The 22,038-nt window shown below is 69.4% G+C and carries 22 protein-coding genes and 1 tRNA gene; 13 read left to right on the forward strand and 10 right to left on the reverse strand.

Annotated elements, in window-relative coordinates; all coding sequences use genetic code 11:
* Positions 1–155 precede the first annotated feature (155 nt).
* From RYH80_RS06370 to RYH80_RS06385, 4 genes are all read right to left on the reverse strand, one after another.
* The gene (locus tag RYH80_RS06370) at positions 156–1,466 is read right to left on the reverse strand and encodes an OFA family MFS transporter (RefSeq protein WP_370903013.1); all 1,311 of its coding nucleotides are present in this window, start codon (positions 1,464–1,466) and stop codon (positions 156–158) included.
* 101 nt (positions 1,467–1,567) lie between these two features.
* Positions 1,568–1,651: transfer RNA gene (locus RYH80_RS06375), tRNA-Ser, on the reverse strand.
* Between the two features lie 35 nt (positions 1,652–1,686).
* Entirely contained in the window at positions 1,687–2,118 is a 432-nt protein-coding gene (locus tag RYH80_RS06380; protein WP_370903014.1) for a hypothetical protein, read from the reverse strand.
* Positions 2,119–2,191: 73 nt separating this feature from the next.
* On the reverse strand, positions 2,192–3,355 hold the full coding sequence (locus RYH80_RS06385) for a type I restriction enzyme HsdR N-terminal domain-containing protein (protein ID WP_370903015.1): 1,164 nt from the start codon (positions 3,353–3,355) through the stop codon (positions 2,192–2,194).
* A 224-nt stretch (positions 3,356–3,579) separates the two neighbouring features.
* Here RYH80_RS06385 and RYH80_RS06390 point away from each other — a divergent pair, with 224 nt between their 5' ends.
* Entirely contained in the window at positions 3,580–3,729 is a 150-nt protein-coding gene (locus RYH80_RS06390; RefSeq protein WP_370903016.1) for a hypothetical protein, read from the forward strand.
* A 181-nt stretch (positions 3,730–3,910) separates the two neighbouring features.
* Here the strand turns inward: RYH80_RS06390 and RYH80_RS06395 are convergent, their stop codons facing one another.
* Positions 3,911–4,990 (reverse strand): TSUP family transporter, encoded by a 1,080-nt coding sequence (locus RYH80_RS06395; protein WP_370903017.1) that lies wholly within the window; start codon positions 4,988–4,990, stop codon positions 3,911–3,913.
* Positions 4,991–5,272: 282 nt separating this feature from the next.
* A complete protein-coding gene (locus RYH80_RS06400; RefSeq protein WP_370903018.1) occupies positions 5,273–5,629 on the reverse strand; it encodes a MarR family transcriptional regulator in 357 nt (118 codons plus the stop codon).
* Positions 5,630–5,819: 190 nt separating this feature from the next.
* Here RYH80_RS06400 and RYH80_RS06405 point away from each other — a divergent pair, with 190 nt between their 5' ends.
* Positions 5,820–6,380: a GMP synthase subunit A gene (locus tag RYH80_RS06405; RefSeq protein WP_370903019.1), complete on the forward strand. Its 561-nt coding sequence runs from the start codon at positions 5,820–5,822 to the stop codon at positions 6,378–6,380.
* Between the two features lie 94 nt (positions 6,381–6,474).
* Here the strand turns inward: RYH80_RS06405 and RYH80_RS06410 are convergent, their stop codons facing one another.
* The gene (locus RYH80_RS06410) at positions 6,475–7,953 is read right to left on the reverse strand and encodes a methyl-accepting chemotaxis protein (RefSeq protein WP_370903021.1); all 1,479 of its coding nucleotides are present in this window, start codon (positions 7,951–7,953) and stop codon (positions 6,475–6,477) included.
* A 138-nt stretch (positions 7,954–8,091) separates the two neighbouring features.
* Between RYH80_RS06410 and pepF the strand changes: the two genes are divergently transcribed.
* The gene (pepF, locus tag RYH80_RS06415) at positions 8,092–9,894 is read left to right on the forward strand and encodes an oligoendopeptidase F (protein WP_370903022.1); all 1,803 of its coding nucleotides are present in this window, start codon (positions 8,092–8,094) and stop codon (positions 9,892–9,894) included.
* Positions 9,895–10,093: 199 nt separating this feature from the next.
* On the opposite strand, the gene RYH80_RS06420 is transcribed toward pepF, so the two are convergent.
* Complete coding sequence (locus RYH80_RS06420; RefSeq protein ID WP_370903023.1) at positions 10,094–10,396, reverse strand: hypothetical protein; 303 nt, start codon at positions 10,394–10,396, stop codon at positions 10,094–10,096.
* A 156-nt stretch (positions 10,397–10,552) separates the two neighbouring features.
* On the opposite strand from RYH80_RS06420, the gene pan2 reads away from it, so the two are divergent.
* The 4 genes from pan2 (at position 10,553) to RYH80_RS06440 (ending at position 13,955) form a co-directional block, all read left to right on the forward strand.
* Positions 10,553–11,782 (forward strand): proteasome-activating nucleotidase Pan2, encoded by a 1,230-nt coding sequence (gene pan2 / locus RYH80_RS06425; protein WP_370903024.1) that lies wholly within the window; start codon positions 10,553–10,555, stop codon positions 11,780–11,782.
* A gap of 124 nt (positions 11,783–11,906) precedes the next feature.
* Entirely contained in the window at positions 11,907–12,557 is a 651-nt protein-coding gene (locus RYH80_RS06430; protein WP_370903025.1) for a pyruvoyl-dependent arginine decarboxylase, read from the forward strand.
* Between the two features lie 183 nt (positions 12,558–12,740).
* Positions 12,741–13,121, forward strand: coding sequence for a DUF5811 family protein (locus RYH80_RS06435; RefSeq protein ID WP_370904668.1), 381 nt, complete (start codon positions 12,741–12,743; stop codon positions 13,119–13,121).
* An 81-nt stretch (positions 13,122–13,202) separates the two neighbouring features.
* Complete coding sequence (locus RYH80_RS06440) at positions 13,203–13,955, forward strand: ArsR/SmtB family transcription factor (RefSeq protein ID WP_370903026.1); 753 nt, start codon at positions 13,203–13,205, stop codon at positions 13,953–13,955.
* A 263-nt stretch (positions 13,956–14,218) separates the two neighbouring features.
* On the opposite strand, the gene RYH80_RS06445 is transcribed toward RYH80_RS06440, so the two are convergent.
* A complete protein-coding gene (locus tag RYH80_RS06445; protein ID WP_370903027.1) occupies positions 14,219–14,803 on the reverse strand; it encodes a metallophosphoesterase in 585 nt (194 codons plus the stop codon).
* A 146-nt stretch (positions 14,804–14,949) separates the two neighbouring features.
* On the opposite strand from RYH80_RS06445, the gene RYH80_RS06450 reads away from it, so the two are divergent.
* Positions 14,950–15,522: a hypothetical protein gene (locus tag RYH80_RS06450; protein WP_370903028.1), complete on the forward strand. Its 573-nt coding sequence runs from the start codon at positions 14,950–14,952 to the stop codon at positions 15,520–15,522.
* A 132-nt stretch (positions 15,523–15,654) separates the two neighbouring features.
* Positions 15,655–17,028 carry a geranylgeranyl reductase family protein gene (locus RYH80_RS06455; RefSeq protein ID WP_370903029.1) on the forward strand — a complete coding sequence of 458 codons (1,374 nt, stop codon included), beginning with the start codon at positions 15,655–15,657 and terminating at the stop codon, positions 17,026–17,028.
* A gap of 66 nt (positions 17,029–17,094) precedes the next feature.
* On the opposite strand, the gene RYH80_RS06460 is transcribed toward RYH80_RS06455, so the two are convergent.
* The gene (locus RYH80_RS06460) at positions 17,095–17,421 is read right to left on the reverse strand and encodes an AbrB/MazE/SpoVT family DNA-binding domain-containing protein (protein ID WP_370903030.1); all 327 of its coding nucleotides are present in this window, start codon (positions 17,419–17,421) and stop codon (positions 17,095–17,097) included.
* A 263-nt stretch (positions 17,422–17,684) separates the two neighbouring features.
* On the opposite strand from RYH80_RS06460, the gene RYH80_RS06465 reads away from it, so the two are divergent.
* From RYH80_RS06465 to RYH80_RS06480, 4 genes are all read left to right on the forward strand, one after another.
* Positions 17,685–19,229 (forward strand): acyl-CoA carboxylase subunit beta, encoded by a 1,545-nt coding sequence (locus RYH80_RS06465; protein WP_370904669.1) that lies wholly within the window; start codon positions 17,685–17,687, stop codon positions 19,227–19,229.
* A 149-nt stretch (positions 19,230–19,378) separates the two neighbouring features.
* Positions 19,379–19,642 (forward strand): DUF8022 family protein, encoded by a 264-nt coding sequence (locus RYH80_RS06470; protein ID WP_370904670.1) that lies wholly within the window; start codon positions 19,379–19,381, stop codon positions 19,640–19,642.
* A gap of 490 nt (positions 19,643–20,132) precedes the next feature.
* On the forward strand, positions 20,133–20,765 hold the full coding sequence (locus tag RYH80_RS06475) for a uracil-DNA glycosylase family protein (protein ID WP_370903031.1): 633 nt from the start codon (positions 20,133–20,135) through the stop codon (positions 20,763–20,765).
* A 94-nt stretch (positions 20,766–20,859) separates the two neighbouring features.
* Positions 20,860–21,993 (forward strand): MBL fold metallo-hydrolase, encoded by a 1,134-nt coding sequence (locus RYH80_RS06480; protein ID WP_370903032.1) that lies wholly within the window; start codon positions 20,860–20,862, stop codon positions 21,991–21,993.
* The last annotated feature ends 45 nt before the right edge of the window (positions 21,994–22,038 follow it).

Consider the following 22,038-nt stretch of genomic DNA (forward strand, 5'->3'; position numbering starts at 1 on the left):
GAAAGTAGTCCGTAACTTACAGCGCCGCCGGGAGCCGTGTCACCACCCACACGTGGCGGCCGAGAACCGCAGCCCCACCGCTACCCGTCGTCGGGCGTCGACACCGTCGGTCCGCGGGGCTGCGGGCGTCGACGAGACGATCGCGGGAGGAGCCCTCACTGCGGCGGGCGCAACAGCAGCGCCGCGAAGCCGGCGAGGACGGCGAGGGCGCCGCCGACGAGGAACGCGACCGACCAGGAGGCGACGCCGACGAACCAGCCGACCACGGCGCCGCCGAAGACGCCACCCCACATCTTCCCGGAGTACAACAGCGCGTAGTTCGCCGAGGAGTGTTCGCGGCCGTAGTAGTCTCCGACGACGGAGGGGAACAGCGTGTACTGTGGCGACCAGAAGAACGTCGCGACGATCACCGCGCCGACGAACGGGATCGCCATCCCGGCGCGGGCGAACGCCACCGTCCCGACGACGCCCAACCCACAGAGGACGAACGACGCCGCCATCGCCCGCTCGCGGTCGATCCGGTCCGAGAGGTCCCCGACGACGAGCCGGCCCACGCCGCCGGCGACCGGCAGCACCGTCGCGGAGGCCGTCGCCGTCACCGCGTCCAGCTCCAACGCGTCCGCGAAGGTGACGATCTGGGCGGTGAGCATCAACCCCGCCGCGGAGACGCCGACGAACATCGCGTACATCACCCAGAACTGCCACGTCCCGAGCATCTCGCGCCACTCGAACTGCCGCGTGTCCCCGGTCGCGCCGCCGTCCGCCGCCGGCTCTCCGTCCGTCGACGAGTCGTCCGTCTCCGTCGCCTGCTCTCCGTCGCCGTCCACGTCGAGGCCGTCGAGCCAGCCGCTGGGTGGGTCTCGGAGGATCACCGCGCCGACGAGGATGCCGAGGCCGATGACGACCCCGAGGTTCTGGAGCACGGTCGGGTAGCCCGCGGCGGTGGCGTTCGCGCGGACGTACGGCACCACGAGCGCCGAGCCGCCGGCGAACGCCATCGTCCCGACGCCGGTCGTCAGCCCCCGGCGGTCCGGGAACCACTTCAGCGCCGTGTTGACGGCGACGGTGTAGACGATCCCGACCCCGACGGCCCCCAGCGAGTACAGCAGGTAGAGTTGCCACACCTCGGTGGCGACGGAGAGGCCGAGGTAGCCCCCGCCGGCCAGCACGCCCGCCAACAGCGTGAGTCGCCGCGGGCCGTGGCGGTCGCGGTACCACCCCACCGGGAACTGGGAGCCGGACTGGAAGATCACGAACAGCGTGAAGACCAGTCCGATCGCCTCCGGCGAGATCTCTAGGGAACTCGCGAGCGGCGACTGGATCGACGACCACACGTACTGGTACGGACTCACCAGCCCCATCATCACCGCGGCGGCGGCCACCTGCCACCACCGCGAGAACCCGAGTTCCTCCTTCGCTCGGGCGGCGATGCGTGCGTCTTGGCCCGACGAGGCCGTCTCGCTCATATGCCGTGGTGTCTCGTGACCGGTATCAGAATTGCGTTCGCCCCCGGTCGTGCCGGCTCCGCCGGGCGACGCGGTGGCTCCGCGTGTGGCGTCGAGAGAGTCGGTGGGACTGGGATTCGAACCCAGGAGGCCTGACGGCCACCTGCTCTCAAGGCAGGCGCAATAGTCCGCTCTGCCATCCCACCGCGCGGTCGTGTGGAGTCGGGCGCCCCAGTTGAAGCTATCGCTCCGGGCTCCGCCGCACCTGCTCACCGCCGTTCGACACGGGTCTCGCGACCCCCTGCCAACCGGTCGCGTCGTAGTGGTGACACAGCGCGTTTCGGAGTGTCGCAACCGCACGCTCCCGTCGCGATCCAGTCCCCTGATCCGCCGGGACAACTGCGTCTGGCGCCGCGTCGAGAACTGCGTCGGGCGAGACGCGCTCGCGGCGGTACGGCGCCGCGTTCGTCAACGTCGTCGTGACACACCCGTCGCCGTCTTGGAGGGTCGTCTCAGCAGTGACGACGACACGTGCGACGTGTGCGGGCGGAGAGCCGTCGCGGTTCCGGTTCGCCTCGGCGACGTGTGCGAGGAACCCGTCGAAGGAACTCGGCGGTGGTTCGCGGCCGAACGGTCGTACTGCGTCGTCGTGTCCCACGTCGGAGTCGATCACGACTCGGAGCTGTGACGTAGCCGTGTTAACTGTTGTCGCTGTCCCGTCTGCCGGCCGCACGCCGGTCTCGTAGTCACCACTCCCCGGCGAACGCCACGTCGAGTCCCACCTCGCTCGCGAGCAGTTCGAGGCGTCGCTTCTTGTCGTCGACACTCAGCGAGGTGTAGAGGAAGGTGCCGTCGACGAGTTCGTAGAACGCCCGCATCCGACGCCCGTCCGGGTGGTCCGCACTCGTGTTGAGGAGACAGTTCTTCGTCGCCCGTGGTGTCGCGTACGGGAGGTCGATCCGCGTCGTCAGATCGTGTGCGGCGATCAGGTGGTCGACCGCGAGTCCCATCGCCTCCTGCTGTTCCGTGGGCGGCGTCCCACCGGGCGCCGGGAGCCGCCACCCGTCGTCGAACGCCACCGCGTACCCCTCCGGGACCGACCCGTCGAAGGCGTCCGCTGCCTCGAAGTCGCTCGCGTCGCTCGCCGCGACGTACGTCCCCGCGTCCACGTCACCGTCGCCGGGGTCGTCGGCGCCGTCCGCGACTGCCTCGTCGTCCGCGGGGACGTGTGCCTCGGTGACGAACTGCCGGCGGTCCTCCAGCACGGCGACCAGATCGCGGACGAACTCGCGGGCCTGCTCGGTCGTGTCGACCGGGAGGTCGCCCGTCTCCGTCTCGACAGCCTCGGCGACGGCCTCCGCGACCACCGTCTCCGACTCTCGCAGGTGTTCGATGGCGTTGTTCGTCTCGGCGACCTGGGCGGCGACTTCCGCGGAGCGTCCGGACTGGATCGACTCCTTCGTCAGCAGTTCCAACACCTCGGGGTCGTCGGCCAGGTCGTCGAGGTCGAACTCGACGACGGACACCTCTCCATCCGCGCCGGAGTTCTTCGACAGCACCTCGAAGTCGGTGCCGTTCGTCAGGACCCCCCAGTCGACCGCGAGTTCCTGCCGCATGTAGCTGCGGAGTTGCTCCACGTCGTCGTCCGTCAGCTCCGAGCGGACGGGTTTGGCCTCGACGAAGACAACCGGCGAGTCCCCGACGACGAGCGCGTAGTCGACGTGTGTCGTCCGCGTCGCGAACCGGACGGTGTACTCCAACTCCACCTCCGTCGATCGGAGGTCCCACCCGAGGAGGTCGAGGAACGGCTGGACGAGTCGGACCTTCGTGTTCTCCTCGTCCATCTGTGGCGACGCCTCGACGAGCCGCCGAGACTGTTCGACGTAGTCGTTCACCGCCGACCTGTCCATCGGTAGTTTCGTTCGACACCGAACCGCAAAACACCACCGGAAGATCACGGAAGGACACCACCAGGTCGCCTCCGCTCCAGCGTCGACCCACACCACACTCACACCGAACGCACACCACCCCGCCGCCGCGCCGGCGCCGTCCCACACCACGGACCACCCGGAGCGCACACCGACGTGGTTCCGAACCCCTACCTTTACAACCCCCACGGCAACAATTGTAAGACATGGCACACAGTCGCACGCCGGCCGAGAGTGAGGCCGGCACGCCACTCGACGGTTCGGCTGGACCGCTCACCCGAGCCGCAGCCCGCATCCTGCGCCACCTCCGCGAGTGGCCCGCCCGCTACGTCGCGATGCGGACGGGACGCGACTGACGGCGCCTGCGGCTCGAAGAACGTAGCTCCCCCCTCGCGACGCGCGCGCCGATTTCGATTCTCTCCGACGCCACACTCGACAGTCATCGCTCCGACTCGCGCCGCTCGACCGGGGAGAGTGTAGAGACCGGACGACGGACGGGCAGTGTGAGAACGGAGCCAGCGTGATCGACCGACCGCGTCAGATCCCGACGGCCATCCCGAACAGCGCAACGGAGATGATGCCGAACAGGATGCCGACGCCGGTCTTGAGCGTGTCCGTCTCGATGGCGTTCGAGACGTACGGGGCGATCTGGCCGCCGGTCACCGTCGCCGGGACGGTGAACACGACCATGTTCCACGGCGTGGAGGCGAGACTCAGCGAGTGCCCGCCGGGCACCAGCCCGCCGCCGAAGACGTGGACGAGCGAGGCGAGGATCGCCGTCGCGGCGACGACGATGTGGTTCGTCCCGATGGCGACCCGCACCGGCACCTTCGTGCCGAGCATCGAGACGATGCCGAGTTCACCGATCCCGAAGCCGGCCAACCCCTGGAAGGTACCGCCGACGCTGTAGTTGAGGAACCGCCGGACGTAGCCGCCGCGGGTGTACGTGTAGTCGCTCCCGTCGCGGTCGACGCGCGTGACGGTCCCGTCGTCCGCCGTCTCCACGCCCGCGGGACCGAGCTTCCCGGGGTCGTCCGGCAGCGCCGCGGTGCCGCCGTCGGCGGCCGTCTCCGCCTCACCGCCGTCGTCGTGGTCGCCCTCGCCGCCGTGACCCAAGTCGGCCCGGAACAGGAGGTACGAGGCCGCCAGCAGCGCCGCCCCGAGCAGCCCGTGGAACACCGGCTCCGGGACGACGAACGACAACAGCGCGCCGCCGACGACGAACGGCACGCCACCGGCGACCAGTGATAAGGCGAGGCGGCGGTCGACGAGCCCGTACTGGACGAAGGCGACGGCGGAACTCGACAGCCCGAACGCCTCGCTGATCAGCCCCACCTTCACGAGCGTCTCCGGTTCCAACGGCGCCGCGAACAGCGGGAACACGAAGATGAGGAACGGGACGAACAGCGCCGAGCCACTGATCCCGACCGTGTTGACGATCGTCGCGCCGGTGAGGAACACCGGGAACAGCCACCAGAACTCGAGCCAGTAGTCCAGTCCCGTCCCCGTCGTCGGCGCGAACCCGAGCACGGTCGCGACGAACACGACCGGCGCGACGAACACGAGCAGGTGTTGGTACCGCAGGAACGTCCGCTGGAGGTCCGTCGTCGTCGCCATCCGTACTCACACTCCACGAGACCGCGACGGTGCGACCGACGACGTGTCGGCGGGCGACTGGGCGGCTGTGAGCCCGCCGACGAGCGACAGGACGACTGCGAGAGCGTCGGCGAACGAGTCCGACATTCTAGGAGAACCCTCCGGGCGTCGACTGCAGGTGAGTCCGCACGCTGCTACGTGGACGGCACGAACCGGCGATCATGGTGACGCGCCGTTACGCGCAACCAGTGAAAAGGCTTGGTGTTCACGAGATCCGTGTGTCGGCGTGTCGCGCGCCGATTCTCACGGTTTTCCGTGTGGCTCCGGCGAGTGCTCGCGCCACGACTGCTCGTCTTCTGCGCCCAGTCCCTCGTCGAACAGCGCCGTCGCTCGTTCGTAGCCACCGTCCCCGTCGAGTCGTTCCGCGTCGTCGGTCACCGCCCAGTACGTCGCCTTGTGTTCGACGAGGTCACGATCCTTCAGTCGGGAGAGTGCGGTACTGACCGCACCCGTGTCGACACCGGTCTGTGAGGCGACCTCGCGGGCTTCGAACGCACGATCTCGGTTGGCGGCGAGGAACCCGAGCACCCGATCGGGGACGGAGAGCTCCCCGAGCTCGTCCTCGCTCGTGTTCTCGAAGGTGTCCCGGTCGATGGACATCGTCGGAGGGGAGTACGTCGTTCGCTGTAAAGAGCGTTCGGAGTGAAAGTTGTGAAAGCGGTGATAGAGCAGTGACGCCGACGACAGATCGAGGCGAGAGACGTGTCCACCGCGACCGCGCAGTCCCGCCGGGTGTCACCCACGAGTCCGTCCCGAACCGCTCTTGTACGCCTCCCGACTACGAGCCGCCATGACGGACCTTCGGATCGTGGTGATCGACAACCACGGCCAGTTCACACACTTGGAGAAGCGGGCGCTGCGGGACGCGGGCGTCGACACGGCGATCCTCGACAACGACACGCCGCCGAGCGAGATCGACGCCGACGGACTCGTCCTCTCCGGTGGTCCCTCGATGGACCGGGTCGGTCGCTGCGAGGAGTACCTGGAGATGGACGTGCCCGTGTTGGGAATCTGTCTCGGGATGCAGGCGATGGCCGCCGAGTTGGGCGGGACCGTCGGGAGCGGCGACTACGGCGGCTACGCCGACGTGACCGTCTCCGTGCTCGACGACGACGACCCGCTGATCGGCTCGTTGGCGCCGGAGACGCGGACGTGGGCCAGCCACGCCGACGAGGTGAAACAGCTCCCGGACGGGTTCACCCACACCGCGACGAGCGACGTGTGTGGCGTCGAGGCGATGAGCGACCCCGAGCGCGGGCTCTACGGCGTCCAGTGGCACCCCGAGGTGGCTCACACCGCGGAGGGTGAGGCCGTCTTCGAGAACTTCTTGGAGATCTGCCGGGCCCGATAGCGGACTCGGCTCGTCGAAGCCGATCCGACGGACACGACCCGGTAGTCTCGATCCACCGAGACGGACTCGCCGGACCCAATCCGACGCCGCTCGCCTACACCTCGCCGTGTGTGTCGCCGGACAGCGACCGCACGGAGTCGTCCAACTCCTCGACCATCCCGGTCTGTCGGCGGGCGGTCGTCGCGACCGCCTCGACGGACTCCGAGATCGTCCCGGCCAACTCCACCGCCTCGTCGACCATCGCGGAGATCTCCTCCGTCGACGCCGCCTGGTCGTCCGTCGCGCGCGACACCTCGCGGATCCCGTCGGCCGCCTCCTCGACGGCGCCGACGATCTCGTCGAACCGTTCGAGCGCCTCGTCGACCCGTTCGATCCCTATCTCGATACGTTCGGTCGTCTCCGCGAGGTTCTCGACGGTCGCGTCCGTCTCCGCCTGAATCTCGCCGACCGTCTCCTCGATCCGGGCGGCCTGCCGCTGGGACTCCTCGGCGAGACTCTTCACCTCGTCGGCGACGACTGCGAACCCCTCGCCGGCCTCCCCCGCGCGAGCCGCCTCGATGGAGGCGTTGAGCGCCAACATGTTCGTCTGATCCGCGATGTCGTCGATCACCTCGACCACCTCGTCGATCTCGCCGACGCGCGACTCCAGTCGTTCCACGTCCGTCGTCACCTCCGTGGCGGCGTCCGCGACCGACTCCATCGTCTCTAGGGCCTCGGCGGCGGCCGTCTCACCCTCGTCGGCGAGGTCGGCCGCCTCCGCGCTGGTGCTCGCGACCCCGTCGGCCGTCGACGCCACCTCCTCGACGGTCGCCGACAGCGTCGCTACCTCGTCGGCGACCGTCCGCATACTCTCGGCCTGGTCGGCCGTCGTGTCGTCGATGTCGCTCGCACGCTCGGCCACCTCCGTCGCCGTCTCGCGGAGCTCCTGTACCTCCGCGCGGACCTCGGCGAGGTGGTCGCCGACGGCGGCGCCGACCCCCTCAACGTCGTCGACGATCTCGGTCAACTCGTCGTCCAACAGCGTGTCCGTCGTGTCGAAGGCGACGGTCGTGTCGAACTGGCCCGTCTCGTAGGCCGCCAGCGTCTCGCCGACCGCCTCGAACATCGCGTCCAACTCCGCCCGGAACCGCGCGGACTCGCGGCGGTCCTGGACAATCTCGATCACGCCGACCAGCTCGTCGCCGTCGAACACCGGCGTCGCGACGAACCAGATCTCGCGGCCGTCGACGACGCTCGTGTCCTCGTAGACGTGCTCGCCCGCCAGCAGGGCGTACTCCGGGTCCGCCTCTGCGACGCCGTCGTACGCCGTCGCGGCACGCCGCGGCTCGCGGACCACCTTCTCCGCGAGCGTCAGACTCCGCTGGTCCGTGTCGTAGATCGCGTCGCCCAGTCCGGGCTCGCCGAACACCGTCTCCCGGTCCGCGCCGAGCAACTCGCCGATCTCCGGCCCCCATCCGACGACGCGACTCTCCGCGTCGAGTGCGAACGCAGGCACGTCGAAGCTGTCCAAGACGAGTTCCAGCCCGAACCCGTGGTCGCCCGCCGATCCCGCCGTCACCGCCGTCTCACTCATACCACTACCGAGAGACGGAGCGGCAAAACACCTCGGGGCCGCGTCCCACCACAGGGGACGCAACTCGGCCCCGACGACGTTGCGGCCGAACCGTCGGGCACGACAAGGCTTACGACCGCGGTTCCCCAGCCTCCGTACGTGAGCAGCGTCCCCGAGCGTTCGGAGATCGACGAGGAGTACAAGTGGAGTATCGAGTCTATGTTCGCGGACGACGAGGCGTGGGAGGAGTCCTTCGAGGCGGTCTCGGAGCGGCTCGACGACCTGCGTGCCTACGAGGGCCGGGTCGACGAGAGCGCCGCCACGCTGCGCGAACTGCTGGAGACGCGCGAGGAGATCTCTCGGGAGATCGCCCGGGTCGTCCAGTACGCGCAACTCCGCGCGAACGAGGACACGCGCGATCAGACGTACCAGGCGATGACGGCGAAGGCCCAGTCGCTGGCGACGGAGGCGTCCAGCGCCGCCAGCTACCTCGAACCGGAGCTGCAGGCGCTCGACGACGACACCCTCGCGGCGTTCGTCGACGAGGAGCCCGCTCTCGCCGAGTACGAGCACTACTTCGACGACGTGCGCCGCCAGCGCGAGCACACGCGCTCGGCGGAGATCGAGGAGATTCTCTCGGAGTTGGGGGAGGTGCTCGACGCCGCCAGCGAGACGTACTCGATGCTGACGAACGCGGACATGACGTTCCCCACCGTCGAAGGGCCGGACGGCGACGACGTTGAGATCTCCCAGAGCAACTTCACGTCGCTGCTGCAGAAGCCCGACCGGCAGTTCCGCCAGACCGTCTACGACGAGTTCTACGAGGAGTGGGGCGACGTGCGCAACACCGTCGGCACCACGCTGTCGAAGACGGTGAAGACGCACGTCAAGACGGCCGACATTCGTGGGTACGACTCCGCGCGTGCGGCCGCGCTCGACGGGCCGAACGTCCCCGTCGAGGTGTACGACACGCTGTTGGACTCCGTCCACGACAACGTCGACGCCCTGGGGCGCCACGCGGAACTCAAGCGGCGCGCGCTGGACGTCGACCAGTTGGAGATGTGGGACGTGTACATGTCGATGACGGGCGACGAGAGTCCGGAGGTGCCCTACGAGCGGGCCAAGGAGTTGGTGATCGACGCCGTCGAGCCGCTGGGTGAGGCCTACCAGTCGCGGATGGCCGAGGGGCTGGAGTCGCGGTGGGTCGACGTCTACGAGAACCGTGGGAAGCGGTCGGGCGCGTACTCCGCGGGGACGTACGACACCCAGCCGTTCATCATGATGAACTACCAGGACGACGTCTCCTCGCTGTACACGCTGGCCCACGAGTTGGGTCACTCGATGCACTCGGAGTTGGCCAACGAGAGCCAGCCGTGGCAGTACGCCGACTACGAGATCTTCGTCGCCGAGGTGGCCTCGACGGTCAACGAGACACTGCTGACGCACCACCTGCTGGAGAACGTCGACGACGAGGAACTGCGTGCCCACGCCATCGACCAGTACCTCGAACGGTTCCGGTCGACGCTGTTCCGGCAGACGATGTTCGCGGACTTCGAACAGCGGATCCACGAGCGCGCCGAGCGCGACGAGCCGCTGACGCCGGACACGTTCGACGAGATCTACGGCGACGTGAAGGAGACGTTCTACGCGACGGAGGCCGCGAACGTCGACGACCTGATCCGCCGCGAGTGGATGCGCATCCCGCACTTCTACTACGACTTCTACGTCTACCAGTACGCGACCGGGATCTCGGCGGCCGCCGCCATCGTGGAGTCGATCCGCGAGGACGGGGAGTCCGCCGCGGCCGACTACCGGCGCGCACTCGAAGCCGGCGGGAGCGCGTACCCGCTGGAGGTGCTGGAGATCGCCGGCGTCGACCTCACCTCGCCCGAACCGGTGGAGTCCGCCATCGACGTCTACCGCGAGTTCCTCGACCGGAGCGAGGACCTGCTGGAGCTGTAGCGACCCGGCGGCGAACCCTCTCCGTCCGGTCTCGATCCAGACGACTTCTCGGCGCGACGCCGGGTCTCTCGACACGACGCCGAGGAATTCTCGACGCGACACCGGAGCCTCTCGACACGACGGCGAAGGCCTCTCTACGCCACGCCGACGATCTCTCGACACGACGGCAGAGGCCTCTCTACGCCACGCCGAGAGACGCCTACCGCCGGGCGGCGTCCGTGTCGCCGCGGTAGGTCGCCACCAGCTCGGCGACGGCGTCGAACTCGGCGGCGGGGTACACCGCCTCGTCGTGGGTGCCCACGACGGCGAAGTAGGCGTCGTGAGCCGCGCCGGTGACTTCGACGCGGAAGACGGTGAGCGATCGCTCGTCCGCACCGACGAGTCGGTGTGCCCACCACTCCGTGTCGGTGACCGTCCCGTCCACCGCCGCCGCGACGACCGACCGGGCCGTCGACGCCGTCGGCGTGTCGGTCGCGGAGCCGTCCCTGGCGTGCGCTGCCATGTCAAATGGTACCACGCCCACACTGATAAGCGCGTCCCCTCGGTTCTCGGGAGTGATACCGCCGGTCGACCGGTGTCGCCGAAGTCGGGAGTGCCCGCGCGAGTTCCCGCGACCCAAAGCCACATTACCGGCGGCCCCGAAAGGTCGGCGTACTTCATGTCACGGAGCCCCTCTCTCCCGGAACGCCCTCGTCTGGATCTCGATCCGGAGATGAGCGAACGCGAGCGGTTGAACGCGATGCGGAAACACTTCACACGGATCGTCCAGGTGAACGAGGAACTCGACGAGCGGCTGTCGGACGCCGAGCAGCGGCGGTCGGACCTCCGCGAGGAGGTCGACACGCTCAAGCGGCGCAACGAGGCGCTGAAGACCTCCTCGTTGTACGTCGCGACCGTCGAGGAGCTCGCCGAGGAGGGTGTCGTCATCAAACAGCACGGCAACAACCAGGAGGTGTTGACCGAGGTGTCGCCGAGCCTCGCCGAGGAGTTGGAGGCCGGCGACCGCGTGGCGATCAACGACTCCTTCTCGATCCAGACGACGCTGGACGACGAGACGGACGCCCGCGCACAGGCGATGGAGGTCGACGGGTCGCCGGAGGTCGTCTACGACGACATCGGCGGCATCGACGAGCAGGTCCGCGAGGTCCGCGAGGCCGTCGAGGACCCGCTCGTCAACGCCGATCAGTTCCGCGAGGTGGGTGTCGAACCTCCGAGCGGCGTGCTGTTGCACGGCCCGCCGGGCACCGGGAAGACGATGCTGGCGAAGGCCGTCGCCAACGAGACGGACGCGACGTTCATCAAGATGGCCGGCTCGGAGCTCGTCCGGAAGTTCATCGGGGAGGGCGCACGGCTCGTGCGTGACCTCTTCGAGTTGGCCGCCGAGCGGGAGCCGGCCGTCATCTTCATCGACGAGATCGACGCCGTCGCCGCCAAGCGGACGGACTCGAAGACCTCCGGGGACGCGGAGGTCCAGCGGACGATGATGCAACTGCTCTCGGAGATGGACGGGTTCGAGGACCGCGGCGAGGTGCGGATCATCGCCGCGACGAACCGGTTCGACATGCTCGACGAGGCGATCCTCCGCCCGGGGCGGTTCGACCGCCTCATCGAGGTACCGAAGCCGGGCCAGGAGGGACGCGAACAGATCCTCTCGATCCACACCCGCGACATGAACGTCGCCGACGACGTGGACTTCGCGGAGATCGCCGCCGAGTTGGACGACTACTCCGGTGCGGACATCAACGCCCTGACTACGGAGGCGGGGATGTTCGCCATCCGCGACGACCGCTCGGAGGTGCGGCAGGCGGACTTCGAGGACGCCCGCGAGAAGGTCGAGGACGACGACGAGGGGCCGCTGGCGGACGAACTGCGACCGTACCAGTACTGACGACGCGACACGGGCTGCCGGCACGACACGGACTGTCGACGCGCACTGCCGGCACGACACGGACTGTCGACACGGTACGGGCTCCGACCGACAGTCACTTTCTGTTCTGTCGTCACGTCTCGGTATGGAGATTCACGTCGCGGCGGGTGTCGGCCACGGACCGACGGAGCTGTCGGCGTTCGACGCCGCCCTCGCCGACGCGGGTGTCGGTGACTACAACCTCGTCACCGTCTCCTCGGTCGTCCCGGCCGACGGGACCGTCCGCGTCGTCGACCGCGCCCCCGACCTGGGACCGGCGGGTGGCCGCCTCACGGTCGTCCGAGCGACGACGACCGCCGCGCCGACCGGGACGCTCGACCCCGAGCGACCGGCGGCACCACGCGGCGCGGGTGGGATCACCGAGCGAGTCGTGACGAACGGGGCCGAAGAGCACGACGCGTCGAGCGGCACCGCCGAGACGACGGTCGCCGACACACCGACGCCGACCGAGCCGGACCTCGTCGCCGGCCTCGGGTGGGCGACCGGACCGGGCCCGGGACTGTTCTACGAGGCGACCGGCGACGACCCCGCGGCAGTTCGCGATCGGATCGTCCGCGGCCTCGAGGCCGGCGGCGGGTTGCGCGACTGGGACGTACCGGAGCGGACGGTGACGCTGGCGACCGCGGCCACGGAGCCGGACGCCCACGTCGCAGCCGTCGTCGTGGCGGCGTACGGCGGTGCCGAGCCGATCGCGACCCGCGTCGGCGGTGACGACGACCGCACGCGACAGGTCTGACGACGACCGCACGAGACAGATCTGACGACACGTGTCGCGTCGACGACGATCGGCCACGTCGGGTTCGACGGCACGTGTCGCGGAGACGACACGAACGGTGTCGGAGTCTCGTCAGGGTGTGTGAATCGGTTGCAGGGGACGACGGGTTTATCCACCGGTGAGCCGTACCACGACCGACTCTCGATGAACGGCAACAACCCCTACGCGGGGCCGCCGGGCGTGGTCGACGCCGGGCAGCCGGAGGAAGTGGACCTCACGTCGGACCAGAAAGACACGCTCCGCGAGGCGGTGGCGAACATCGTCACCCGGACGGAGTCGTACCTGCCGGACGGCTACACCGTCGGCTCGGAGTTGAACTACGGCCACGACGGCCCGCAGGCGACCGTCGCCGTCCGACCGCCGGTCGGGCGCGCCGTCTCCGCCGGCTTCTCTCCGAGTATCGACGACCTCGCCGCGGGGCTCGACGACGACGACCGCGAGGAGGTCGCGAAGGGGCTGGCGGCGAGTGCCGCCGTGCAGGTGATGGACGCCGTCGGCGACGACATCGAACCCACCGCGCGGTGAGCCGCGCCCGTCGCGAGCGGCTGTCGTTCGAGTAACCGGTGTGTCGCTTGCCGAACCGCCATCGCTCGGCGAGATACCTCTGTGACGGCGAGCGTCTACCGCCGAGGCGACACGCCGGCGGCCGCCGACGCCCTGAAGACTTACTACCTTCGACCGACCACACGGACGACGATGGCCGACCTGCTGGGTTCGGAGCCGGAGGTCGAGGACACGCCCGCGGGCGACCCCAGAGTGGTCACCGTCGACGGCGAGGCGGCCGACGAGGTGCTGTCGGCGCTGTCGGCCGACACGGCACGACGGATTCTCGCACAACTCCACGAGCGACCCGGCCCCGCGAGTGACCTCGCCGACCGCGTCGACACGACGCTGCAGAACGCCCAACACCACCTCGGGACGCTCCACGACGCGGGGCTGATCGAGGTGGCCGACACGACCTACTCCGAGAAGGGTCGCGAGATGGACGTGTACGCACCCGCGGACCGCGCGCTGGTGGTCGTCGCGGGACGCGAGTCCGAGACGCAGGGGCTGGTCGGCGCGGTGAAGCGGCTGCTCGGTGGGCTCGTCCCCGTCGCGCTCGCGGCCGTCGCCGCCGAAGTCCTGTTGGACGGGCCGTTCGCCCCGTCGTTCGCCGCACAGAGTGGGGGTGCAGACGGCGGCGAGACGGCGGTCACCACCTCCGCCGACGTGGCCAGCGAGACGGTCGCGCGGGGCGCCGCCGATCCGGGCTTGCTCGCGCAACTCGGACAGTCGCCGGGTGCCCTGCTCTTCGCGGGTGGGCTGCTCGCGGTGGTGGCGTCTCTCGCCGTCGTCGCCGTCGCCCGGCGACGCGAGTGACCGGTGACTCGTCGGCGAGACGGGTCACACCGCGGTCGATGCCGACTCGGTCGACTCGGTTCCGTCCTACTCGCGTGACTCAAACGGCCGTTTGAGCGTACACCGACTACTTACGTGGGGGGACAGTACGTGGGAGTACGGTTCCCGAGACGCTTCGGCCCTCCACTCCACACCGTTCGCTTGGGAACCGCGCTCCCCCCTACTCGTGGTTCACTGCCGCGAGCGACCGCCGTGTCGGTCGGAGACCGAGCACGGTACGACGCTCAGTCGTCCGGTCGAATTTCGGTCTCGGCGAACACCTCGCCGTCGACGGTGACGAGCCGACAGACGACACCGGCCCTCTCCGCGGCCGCGTCACCGTCGCCGTCGGCACCGTCGGCACGGGTGTCGTCACCTTCGGCGTCGTCGCCGAGCGGTTCGATCTCGGCGTGCGCCTGCCGGTTCCCGCGTGGTTGCGCGTGGCTGCCGGGGTTACAGAACACGAGGTCGTCGGCAGTCTCCAGCGTCGGTCGGTGGCTGTGACCGAAGACGACGGCGTCGGCGTCGCGTTCGCGGCCGAACAGTGCGAGGCCGGTCCGCCCGCTCCGCGACCGGTGGCGCACGGCGAAGGTGACACCGCCGTAGCTCACCACCCGCGACTCCGGCAGGCGGTCGCGCACGGCCGCGTCGTCGTTGTTGCCGGTGACCCCGTACAGTCGTGACGCGACAGACTCGAAGGCGTCCAACACCGACTCCGTGTAGAAGTCGCCCGCGTGGACGACCGCGTCCGCGCGCTCGACCGCCTCCAGCGTCCGCCCGGCGAGTCTGTGGCCGTCCGTACCGTGTGTGTCGGCGACGACGACGAGCATACACTCGCTCGGGCGGGGACCGAGGTGAAGGTGGTGGTCGGAGCGAGCGGTGTCTCGACCGAGGAGTCGAGAAACCGGGGTGTAGACGGACACGCGGGCGGGACGGCCCACAAGACACACCACGGAGCCACTCGGGCTGGTCGACCGTGAGCGACGAACTGTCTTCGACTGGCCGCCGGTCGACCCGTCGGCAGACACTCGTCGGACTCGCCGGCATCGCAGGGCTCGCGACGACGAGCGGGTGTCTCGGCAGCACCCTGTCGGGGCGGTACGGTACCCCACCGGACGACTGGCCGACGCCGGGAGACAGCGACACCGAGGTCACGCCCGAACTCCCGCCGGGCGACCCCGCTCACGCCGTACAGATCGGCCAGAGCGACGAGCGTGACGGCGAGGACGCAGCCGCACCACACCGCGTGGTCGTCCGGAACGGGAGCGACGAGCCACGACGTGTCGCCGTCCGCGTGACGCGGCGCGACCGCGAACACCCGCTCGGCGAACGACGGCTCCGTCCCGACGAGACGCTGGTCGTCGGCCTGTTCCCGCCCGGCGGCTACGTGGTCTTCCTCCGAGACCTGACCGGGGACCACCGGCTGGCCGTCGGCAGCGCCGACCGGAACTGGTTCGACTGCAACGACAGTTGGACGACGCTGGTCCTCACCGACGGCGGGATCGGTGTCACCGGCGGACGGACGACGGTGGCGTGTGGACCGTTCTGATCGAGCGGCGATCGTCCGTCGGTCGACGGCTACCACACTGTCGGCGACGACTGCGCGCCGCTCGACGAGTACCCGCCGTCCGACGGCCGCGTGAAGCAAGAGTTTTGCCGGGTCGGTGGCGACTCTCGTGGTATGAGTACCACCTACGAGCCGGACGTCGCGGTGGTGGGCGCCGGCACCGTCGGCTGTTACGCGGCCGCGACGGTCGCCGACGCCGGGTTGGACGCCGTCGTCGTCGAGCGAAAACCGGAGTCCGAGGCGGGCCACATCGCCTGCGGCGACGCGCTCAAGGGGGCCGACGAGTTCCCCGAGGCGATCCCGAAGTCCCAGATCGAGTCGGCGTTCACCAACACCGGTGTCGATCACGGCCGCTTCGAGATCCCCTCCGAGGACACCACCCTCGAGATCCCCGTCCCCGGGGAACTCGCCGTCATCGACCGGCTGGAGTACGGCCGCAAGCTGATCGAGGGCGCAGAGCGTGCCGGGGCGACGTTCCACTACGACACCGTCGTCCAGGACGTGTTGCAGGCCGACGACGGCACCGTGACCGGCGTCCGCGGGAAGTCGGACGGCGACGTGGTGACGTACGACGCCGACGTGGTGATCGACGGGGCGGGTGCGCTGTCGATCCTCCAGGACAAGGCAGACCTGCGTGACGCCACCTTCGACACGAACGTCTCCTTCCAGCAGTTCTGTTCGGCCTACCGCGAGATCGTCGAGGTGCCCGAGCCGGTGGAGTACGACGACGCCCTCGTGTTCAAACCGACGGAGCGTGCCGCGGGGTACCTCTGGTACTTCCCGCGGACTGACACGGAGATCAACGCCGGACTCGGCTTCCAGATGACGGAGGAGCCGATGAAGCTCGTCGACGACCTGAAACGCGACCTGCGGGACCGCGCGGAGTTCGCTGGCGCCGAGGTGAAGGACAAACTCGGCGCGGCGCTGCCGACGCGGCGGCCGTACGACTCTGCGGTCGCGCCGGGGTTCCTGGCGGCCGGCGACGCGGCGGGCCACGTCAACCCGACGACCGGCGGCGGGATCGCCGGCGCCGCCTACGCCGCCACCTACGCGGCCGAGCAGGCCGTCACGGCGATCTCGGAGGGAGACGTGAGCGAGGCGAACCTCTGGGCGTACAACGAGCGCGTGATGGACCACTTCGGCGCACGCTACGCCGGCTTGGACGTGTACAACATCCTCTCGACGGCCGTCGACGTGGACGACCTGATGGGACTGCTCGCGGCGCTGCCGGGCGAGAAGCTCGCGGAGGCGCTGTACTCCGGGAAGGCGTCCGTCGGGGCACGGCTGGCGCTGAAGACCGCCTACGAGAGCTACGGCCACTGGAGTCAGATCTGGGAGTTCTACAAGACCAAGCGGGTCGCGGAGGACCTGATCGACCACTACGGTCGGTACCCGGACAGCCCCGAACACTTCGCCGGCTGGCGCAACACCCGCGACGCCCTGATGGAGGACGTGTACGACGTGACCGGGGCCGACCCGAAGTACTGAGAGGGTTCGCTCGGCCGGCGCTCTCCGCGTCGCGGTCTCGTGTCCTCAGGATCGACGGCAGTGTAGTCACTCGTCGGTGAGGCCGAGACGGCGCTCGCGGGTGCGGCGCTCGCGGGTTCGTCGCTCTCGCTCGCGTCGCTCTCGGAGAAGTTCTGTCGCACGGCGGGTCTCGTCCGTCCCCGTTCCCGTCCGAGCCGCGAACCCACACATCTCTTCGGCCGACGGCAGTCGCTCGACGACGACGGTTCCGTCGTCGGTCACGTCGAACACGACTTTCCCCGTCGTGTCGACGTTCAACTCCTCGCGGACGCGTTCCGGGAGTGTCACCCTCCCCTGCCGGTCTACGGTGACGACTTCGTAGGGGGTGCGCTCGGAGTCGTCTGATCCGCTCACACGCCGAGCCACGTCGCGAGACGACAACACTCTTCGGGTGGACGAGGAGGGGAGGTACAGACGAACCGGCCGCCGGGGTAGCGCGCGAACGCGAGTGTCACGAGCGCCTCGATGGGAACGGGAATCTAGCGACCACCCGGCGTCCTCTCTCGTCCCCGCGTCCACTCCACGACTCTCGCTCGGACACGGAACGCTTTAGCCGCCGCTGGTCGCAATCGTTGCCAACAGATGACTGTGCAGTCAGGAGGTGAGTCGTCGTGACGATGGACGACCGGATCGAGGAACTCCGCGAGCGCCGCCGCGAGGCCGAGAAGGGTGGCGGCGAGGAGCGCATCCAGTCCCAACACGACAAGGGGAAGATGACCGCCCGCGAGCGGATCGACTACTTCCTCGACGACGACACGTTCCACGAGTTCGACCAGTTCCGCACCCACCGAACGCACACGTTCGGGATGGAGGAGAAGCAGTACTACGGCGACGGCGTCGTCACCGGCTACGGCGAGGTGAACGGCCGGACCGTGTTCGTGTTCGCCCACGACTTCACCGTCCTCGGCGGCTCGCTGGGCGAGGTGTTCGCCGAGAAGGTGTGTAAGGTGATGGACCGCGCGATGGACGTGGGTGCGCCGGTCGTCGGGCTCAACGACTCCGCCGGCGCCCGCATCCAGGAGGGCGTCTCCTCGCTGGCCGGGTTCGCGGAGATCTTCCGACGCAACACGGAGGCGTCGGGCGTGATCCCGCAGTTGTCGGGGATCATGGGGCCGTGTGCCGGCGGCGCGGTGTACTCCCCGGCGATCACGGACTTCGTGTTCATGGTGCAGGACACGAGTCACATGTTCATCACCGGGCCGGACGTGATCGAGACGGTCACCGGCGAGGAGGTCACCTTCGAGGAGTTGGGTGGCGCACAGACCCACGCCAGTACCTCCGGGGTCGCACACTTCGCGGAGCCGAGCGAGGAGGAGCTGTTGGACGACATGCGGCGACTGCTCTCGTATCTCCCGCAGAACAACGTCGAGGATCCGCCACGCGTCGACCCGTGGGACGACCCCGAGCGCCGCGACGAGGAACTCAACGAGATCGTCCCGGACGAACCGCGGAAGCCGTACGACGTGACGAACGTGGTCACGTCCGTCGTCGACGAGGGGTCGTTCTTCGAGACCCACGAGGGGTTCGCGAAGAACCTCGTCACCGGGTTCGCGCGACTGGACGGCCACTCGATCGGCGTCGTCGCGAACCAGCCGCGCGTGAACGCGGGGACGTTGGACATCGAGTCCAGTCAGAAGGGGGCGCGGTTCGTGCGGTTCTGTGACGCGTTCAACGTGCCGATCCTCACCTTCGTGGACGTGCCCGGGTTCATGCCCGGGACGGACCAGGAACACAACGGGATCATCCGCCACGGCGCGAAGCTGTTGTACGCCTACAGCGAGGCGACGGTGCCGCTGATGACGGTCATCACGCGGAAGGCGTACGGCGGTGCCTACGACGTGATGGCGTCGAAACACATCGGCGGCGACGTGAACTACGCGTGGCCGACGGCGGAGATCGCCGTGATGGGGCCGAAAGGGGCGGTGAACATCCTCTACGACGACGAACTCGAGGAGGCCGAGGACACCGAACGGCGGCGCCAGGAGCTGATCGACGAGTACCGCGAGGAGTTCGCGAACCCGTACACGGCGGCGGACCGCGGGTTCTTAGACGACGTGATCGAGCCGACGGAGACGCGCCCGCGACTGATCGACGACCTGTCGATGCTCGCGAGCAAGCGCGACGAGCAGCCGGACAAGAAACACGGCAACATCCCGATCTGACGATGGCCGACCACCGAGACGACGGCGACGCCGCGGCGACGGTCGGCGACGACGGGTCGGCCGCAGCCGGCGGTGACGACGGGGCGGCTACAGCCGGCGACGACGACGGGGGGACTGCGGACGGGGCGTCGGTCGTCGACCCGCAGGAGTTGGCGGCGGCACTCGACGTGCCGGGCGACGCCACCGCGGACGAGGCGGCGGCGATCACGGCCGTCGTGGGGGCCCACCTCCGCGATCAGGTCGCCGCGGCGGCGGCAGCGGCCGCGGCGAGCGAGGACGCCGACACCGGCTGGGACGGCGAGCGCTGGCGGTTCGCCGGTCGCTTGGAGGGCATCGGTCGTCCGGCGGGACGCGTCCCCGACGGCGCGCCCGACGACGAGTGGGCTGCCTCGGGTCGCAGCGACCGGTTCTAGGGAGCGAGACGCGCTTCCACTTCGTCTGTGTCAGTTCTGGAACAGTATCACTTATATAATTCGATGTTTGCGGGTGGCGCGTGCGAGGCGCGAGTGAAACGAGCGCCTCGGCTGCGAACGGGGAGCGGAGCGACCCGTGAGCCGCGCGAGGGAGGAGCGAGCGCAGCGAGCGACGAGGCTGGGGAGGGTGAGGCGTTGTGCGGGGCAGATTCGGGCGGGACTGGAAGGGGCGGTCACGGCGGCTACGCCGCCGTGAGCTCGGGAGAGCTCCGCTCTCCCGTAGAGGGGCTCGCGTGCACTTTAGTCGTCTCGGCGACCCCTATCGCGCCGAGTGGTGCCGAGAGGCGCGATATGTCGCCGAGCGACCGCGAGCCACTCGGGGCTTCCTGAGTGGTAGTCTCACCCGACGACCCACCCTTATCTGAACACGATCACCGAGACGACACGACGAATCGAAACGGGCAACACCCCCGGTCGGTAACCCGGGGGCGTGCAGACGGTCACGGACAGGGTGTCGAACCCCTTCGGGTTCGCGCCGGACTGCGAGCGGTTCGTCCCGGGGTACGGCGACGCGAACGCGGACTTCCACGTCGTCGGCGACCACCCGAAGGCACACGGCGGGGTCGAGACGGGCGTCCCGTTCACGGAGACGGTGGCGTCCGAGCGGTTCCAGACCGCACTCCGCCGTGCGGGGCTGCTGGAGACGACCGGCGACGAGCCGGACGTGGCCGGCACCTACCTCTCGTACCGGCACCTCTGTGTCCCGGACGACGCGGAGCCGACCGCCGCCGAGTACGCGGACACCGAACGGTTCGTCGACACGGAGATCCGCGCGATCACCGCCCACGTGCTCTTGCCGGTCGGCGAGCGGGCGACACGCTACGTGTTGGAGACGTACACCGCACAGGCACACAAGACGGAGTACGACATGGCCGCGCTCCACGGCGAGGAGATCCGCGGCGCAGGGTGGCTCGTCTTCCCCGTGCGTGACCCCCGCGAGTGGGACGCGGGCGACGACGACCGGCTCGTCACGGCACTGCGAGAGTTGCAGGCGACGGACTACCGTCGCGAGTCCGATCTGGGACGGTTCCTCGCCGGTGACGACCCGTACCGTGTGCGGTGACCGCCCGTACCGCGTGTGGTGACGGGTGAGTCGACCGACTGACACGTCACGGCGGGATGGGAACGCTCTTCTCTCGGCGTCGTCCACTCCGGGTGTGAAGCGGATTCGGCTCCACAACGAGGAGTTCGAGGGCGAGAACGACGTGTACGTCCTCGACGACGGGACGGAGACGGTACTGGTCGACGCCGGCGCGGCGATGGACACCGTCCGGAGTGACCTCGAAGACGGGTTGGCGACGCTCGACCGCACGCTGGCGGACGTGGACGCCGTCGTCCTCACCCACTGGCACCACGACCACGCCGGACTGGCGGGGGAGATCCAGCGGCGCTCGGGCGCGACCGTCTACGCCCACGAGGCGGACGCGCCGCTGATCGCCGGGACGGAGACCTCGCCGTTGGACGCCGCGGCGGCCCGCGAGGAGACGCTCCGCGAGTGGGGCGTCCCCGAAGAGCCGCGCGCAGAACTGGCCGACTTCGTCGCCGCACACCTCGATCTGGCCGGCGAGGACGTGGACGTGACGCCGCTGACCGACGGCGACACGGTCTCCGCCGCCGGTGTCGAGCTGGAGGCGGTCCACCTCCCCGGTCACGCCGCCGGGTTGACCGCCTACGCGACCTCGTTGGCAGAGTTGCGCGCGACCACCGGCGACGACGCTGACGCGTGGCGCGCGGACGGCGACGACGGCAACGACCTCGCAGCGGCGTCACGCGACGACGGAGCCACCGGCGAGCCGCCCGACGGCGAGGCGCTGTTCGTCGGCGACGCGATTCTCCCGGTGTACACCCCGAACGTCGGCGGCGCGGACGTGCGCGTCGAGGGGCCGCTGGCGGCGTACGCCGACAGTCTCGTCCGCCTCGCCGCGCGAGCGCCGGTCGTCGCGTTCCCGGGCCACCGCGACCCGATCACCGACCCCGTCGAGCGCGCGGCGACGATCCTGGAACACCACCGCGACCGCACGCGGAACGTCGTCGACGCGCTCGCGACGCTCGGGCCGTCGACACCGTGGGAGGTGTCCGCAGAGTTGTTCGGCGACCTCGCGGCGATCCACATCCTCCACGGCCCCGGCGAGGCGTACGCACACCTCGACCACCTCGCGGCCCACGGCGTCGCCGAGCGCGACGGCCGTCGGTACGAACTCGTCGACACCGAGGCAGACGTGGACGTGGACGGGTTGTTCCCGACGATCGACGCGGTCGAGGACGACACGGCCGCCGACGACCACTCGTAGTGACCGCGCGGCGCCGCCGACGGGCTCGTCACACCGATCGTCCGA

Origin of the sequence: Halobaculum sp. MBLA0147 (assembly GCF_041361345.1) — an archaeon.
Classification (GTDB): Archaea; Halobacteriota; Halobacteria; order Halobacteriales; family Haloferacaceae; genus JAHENP01.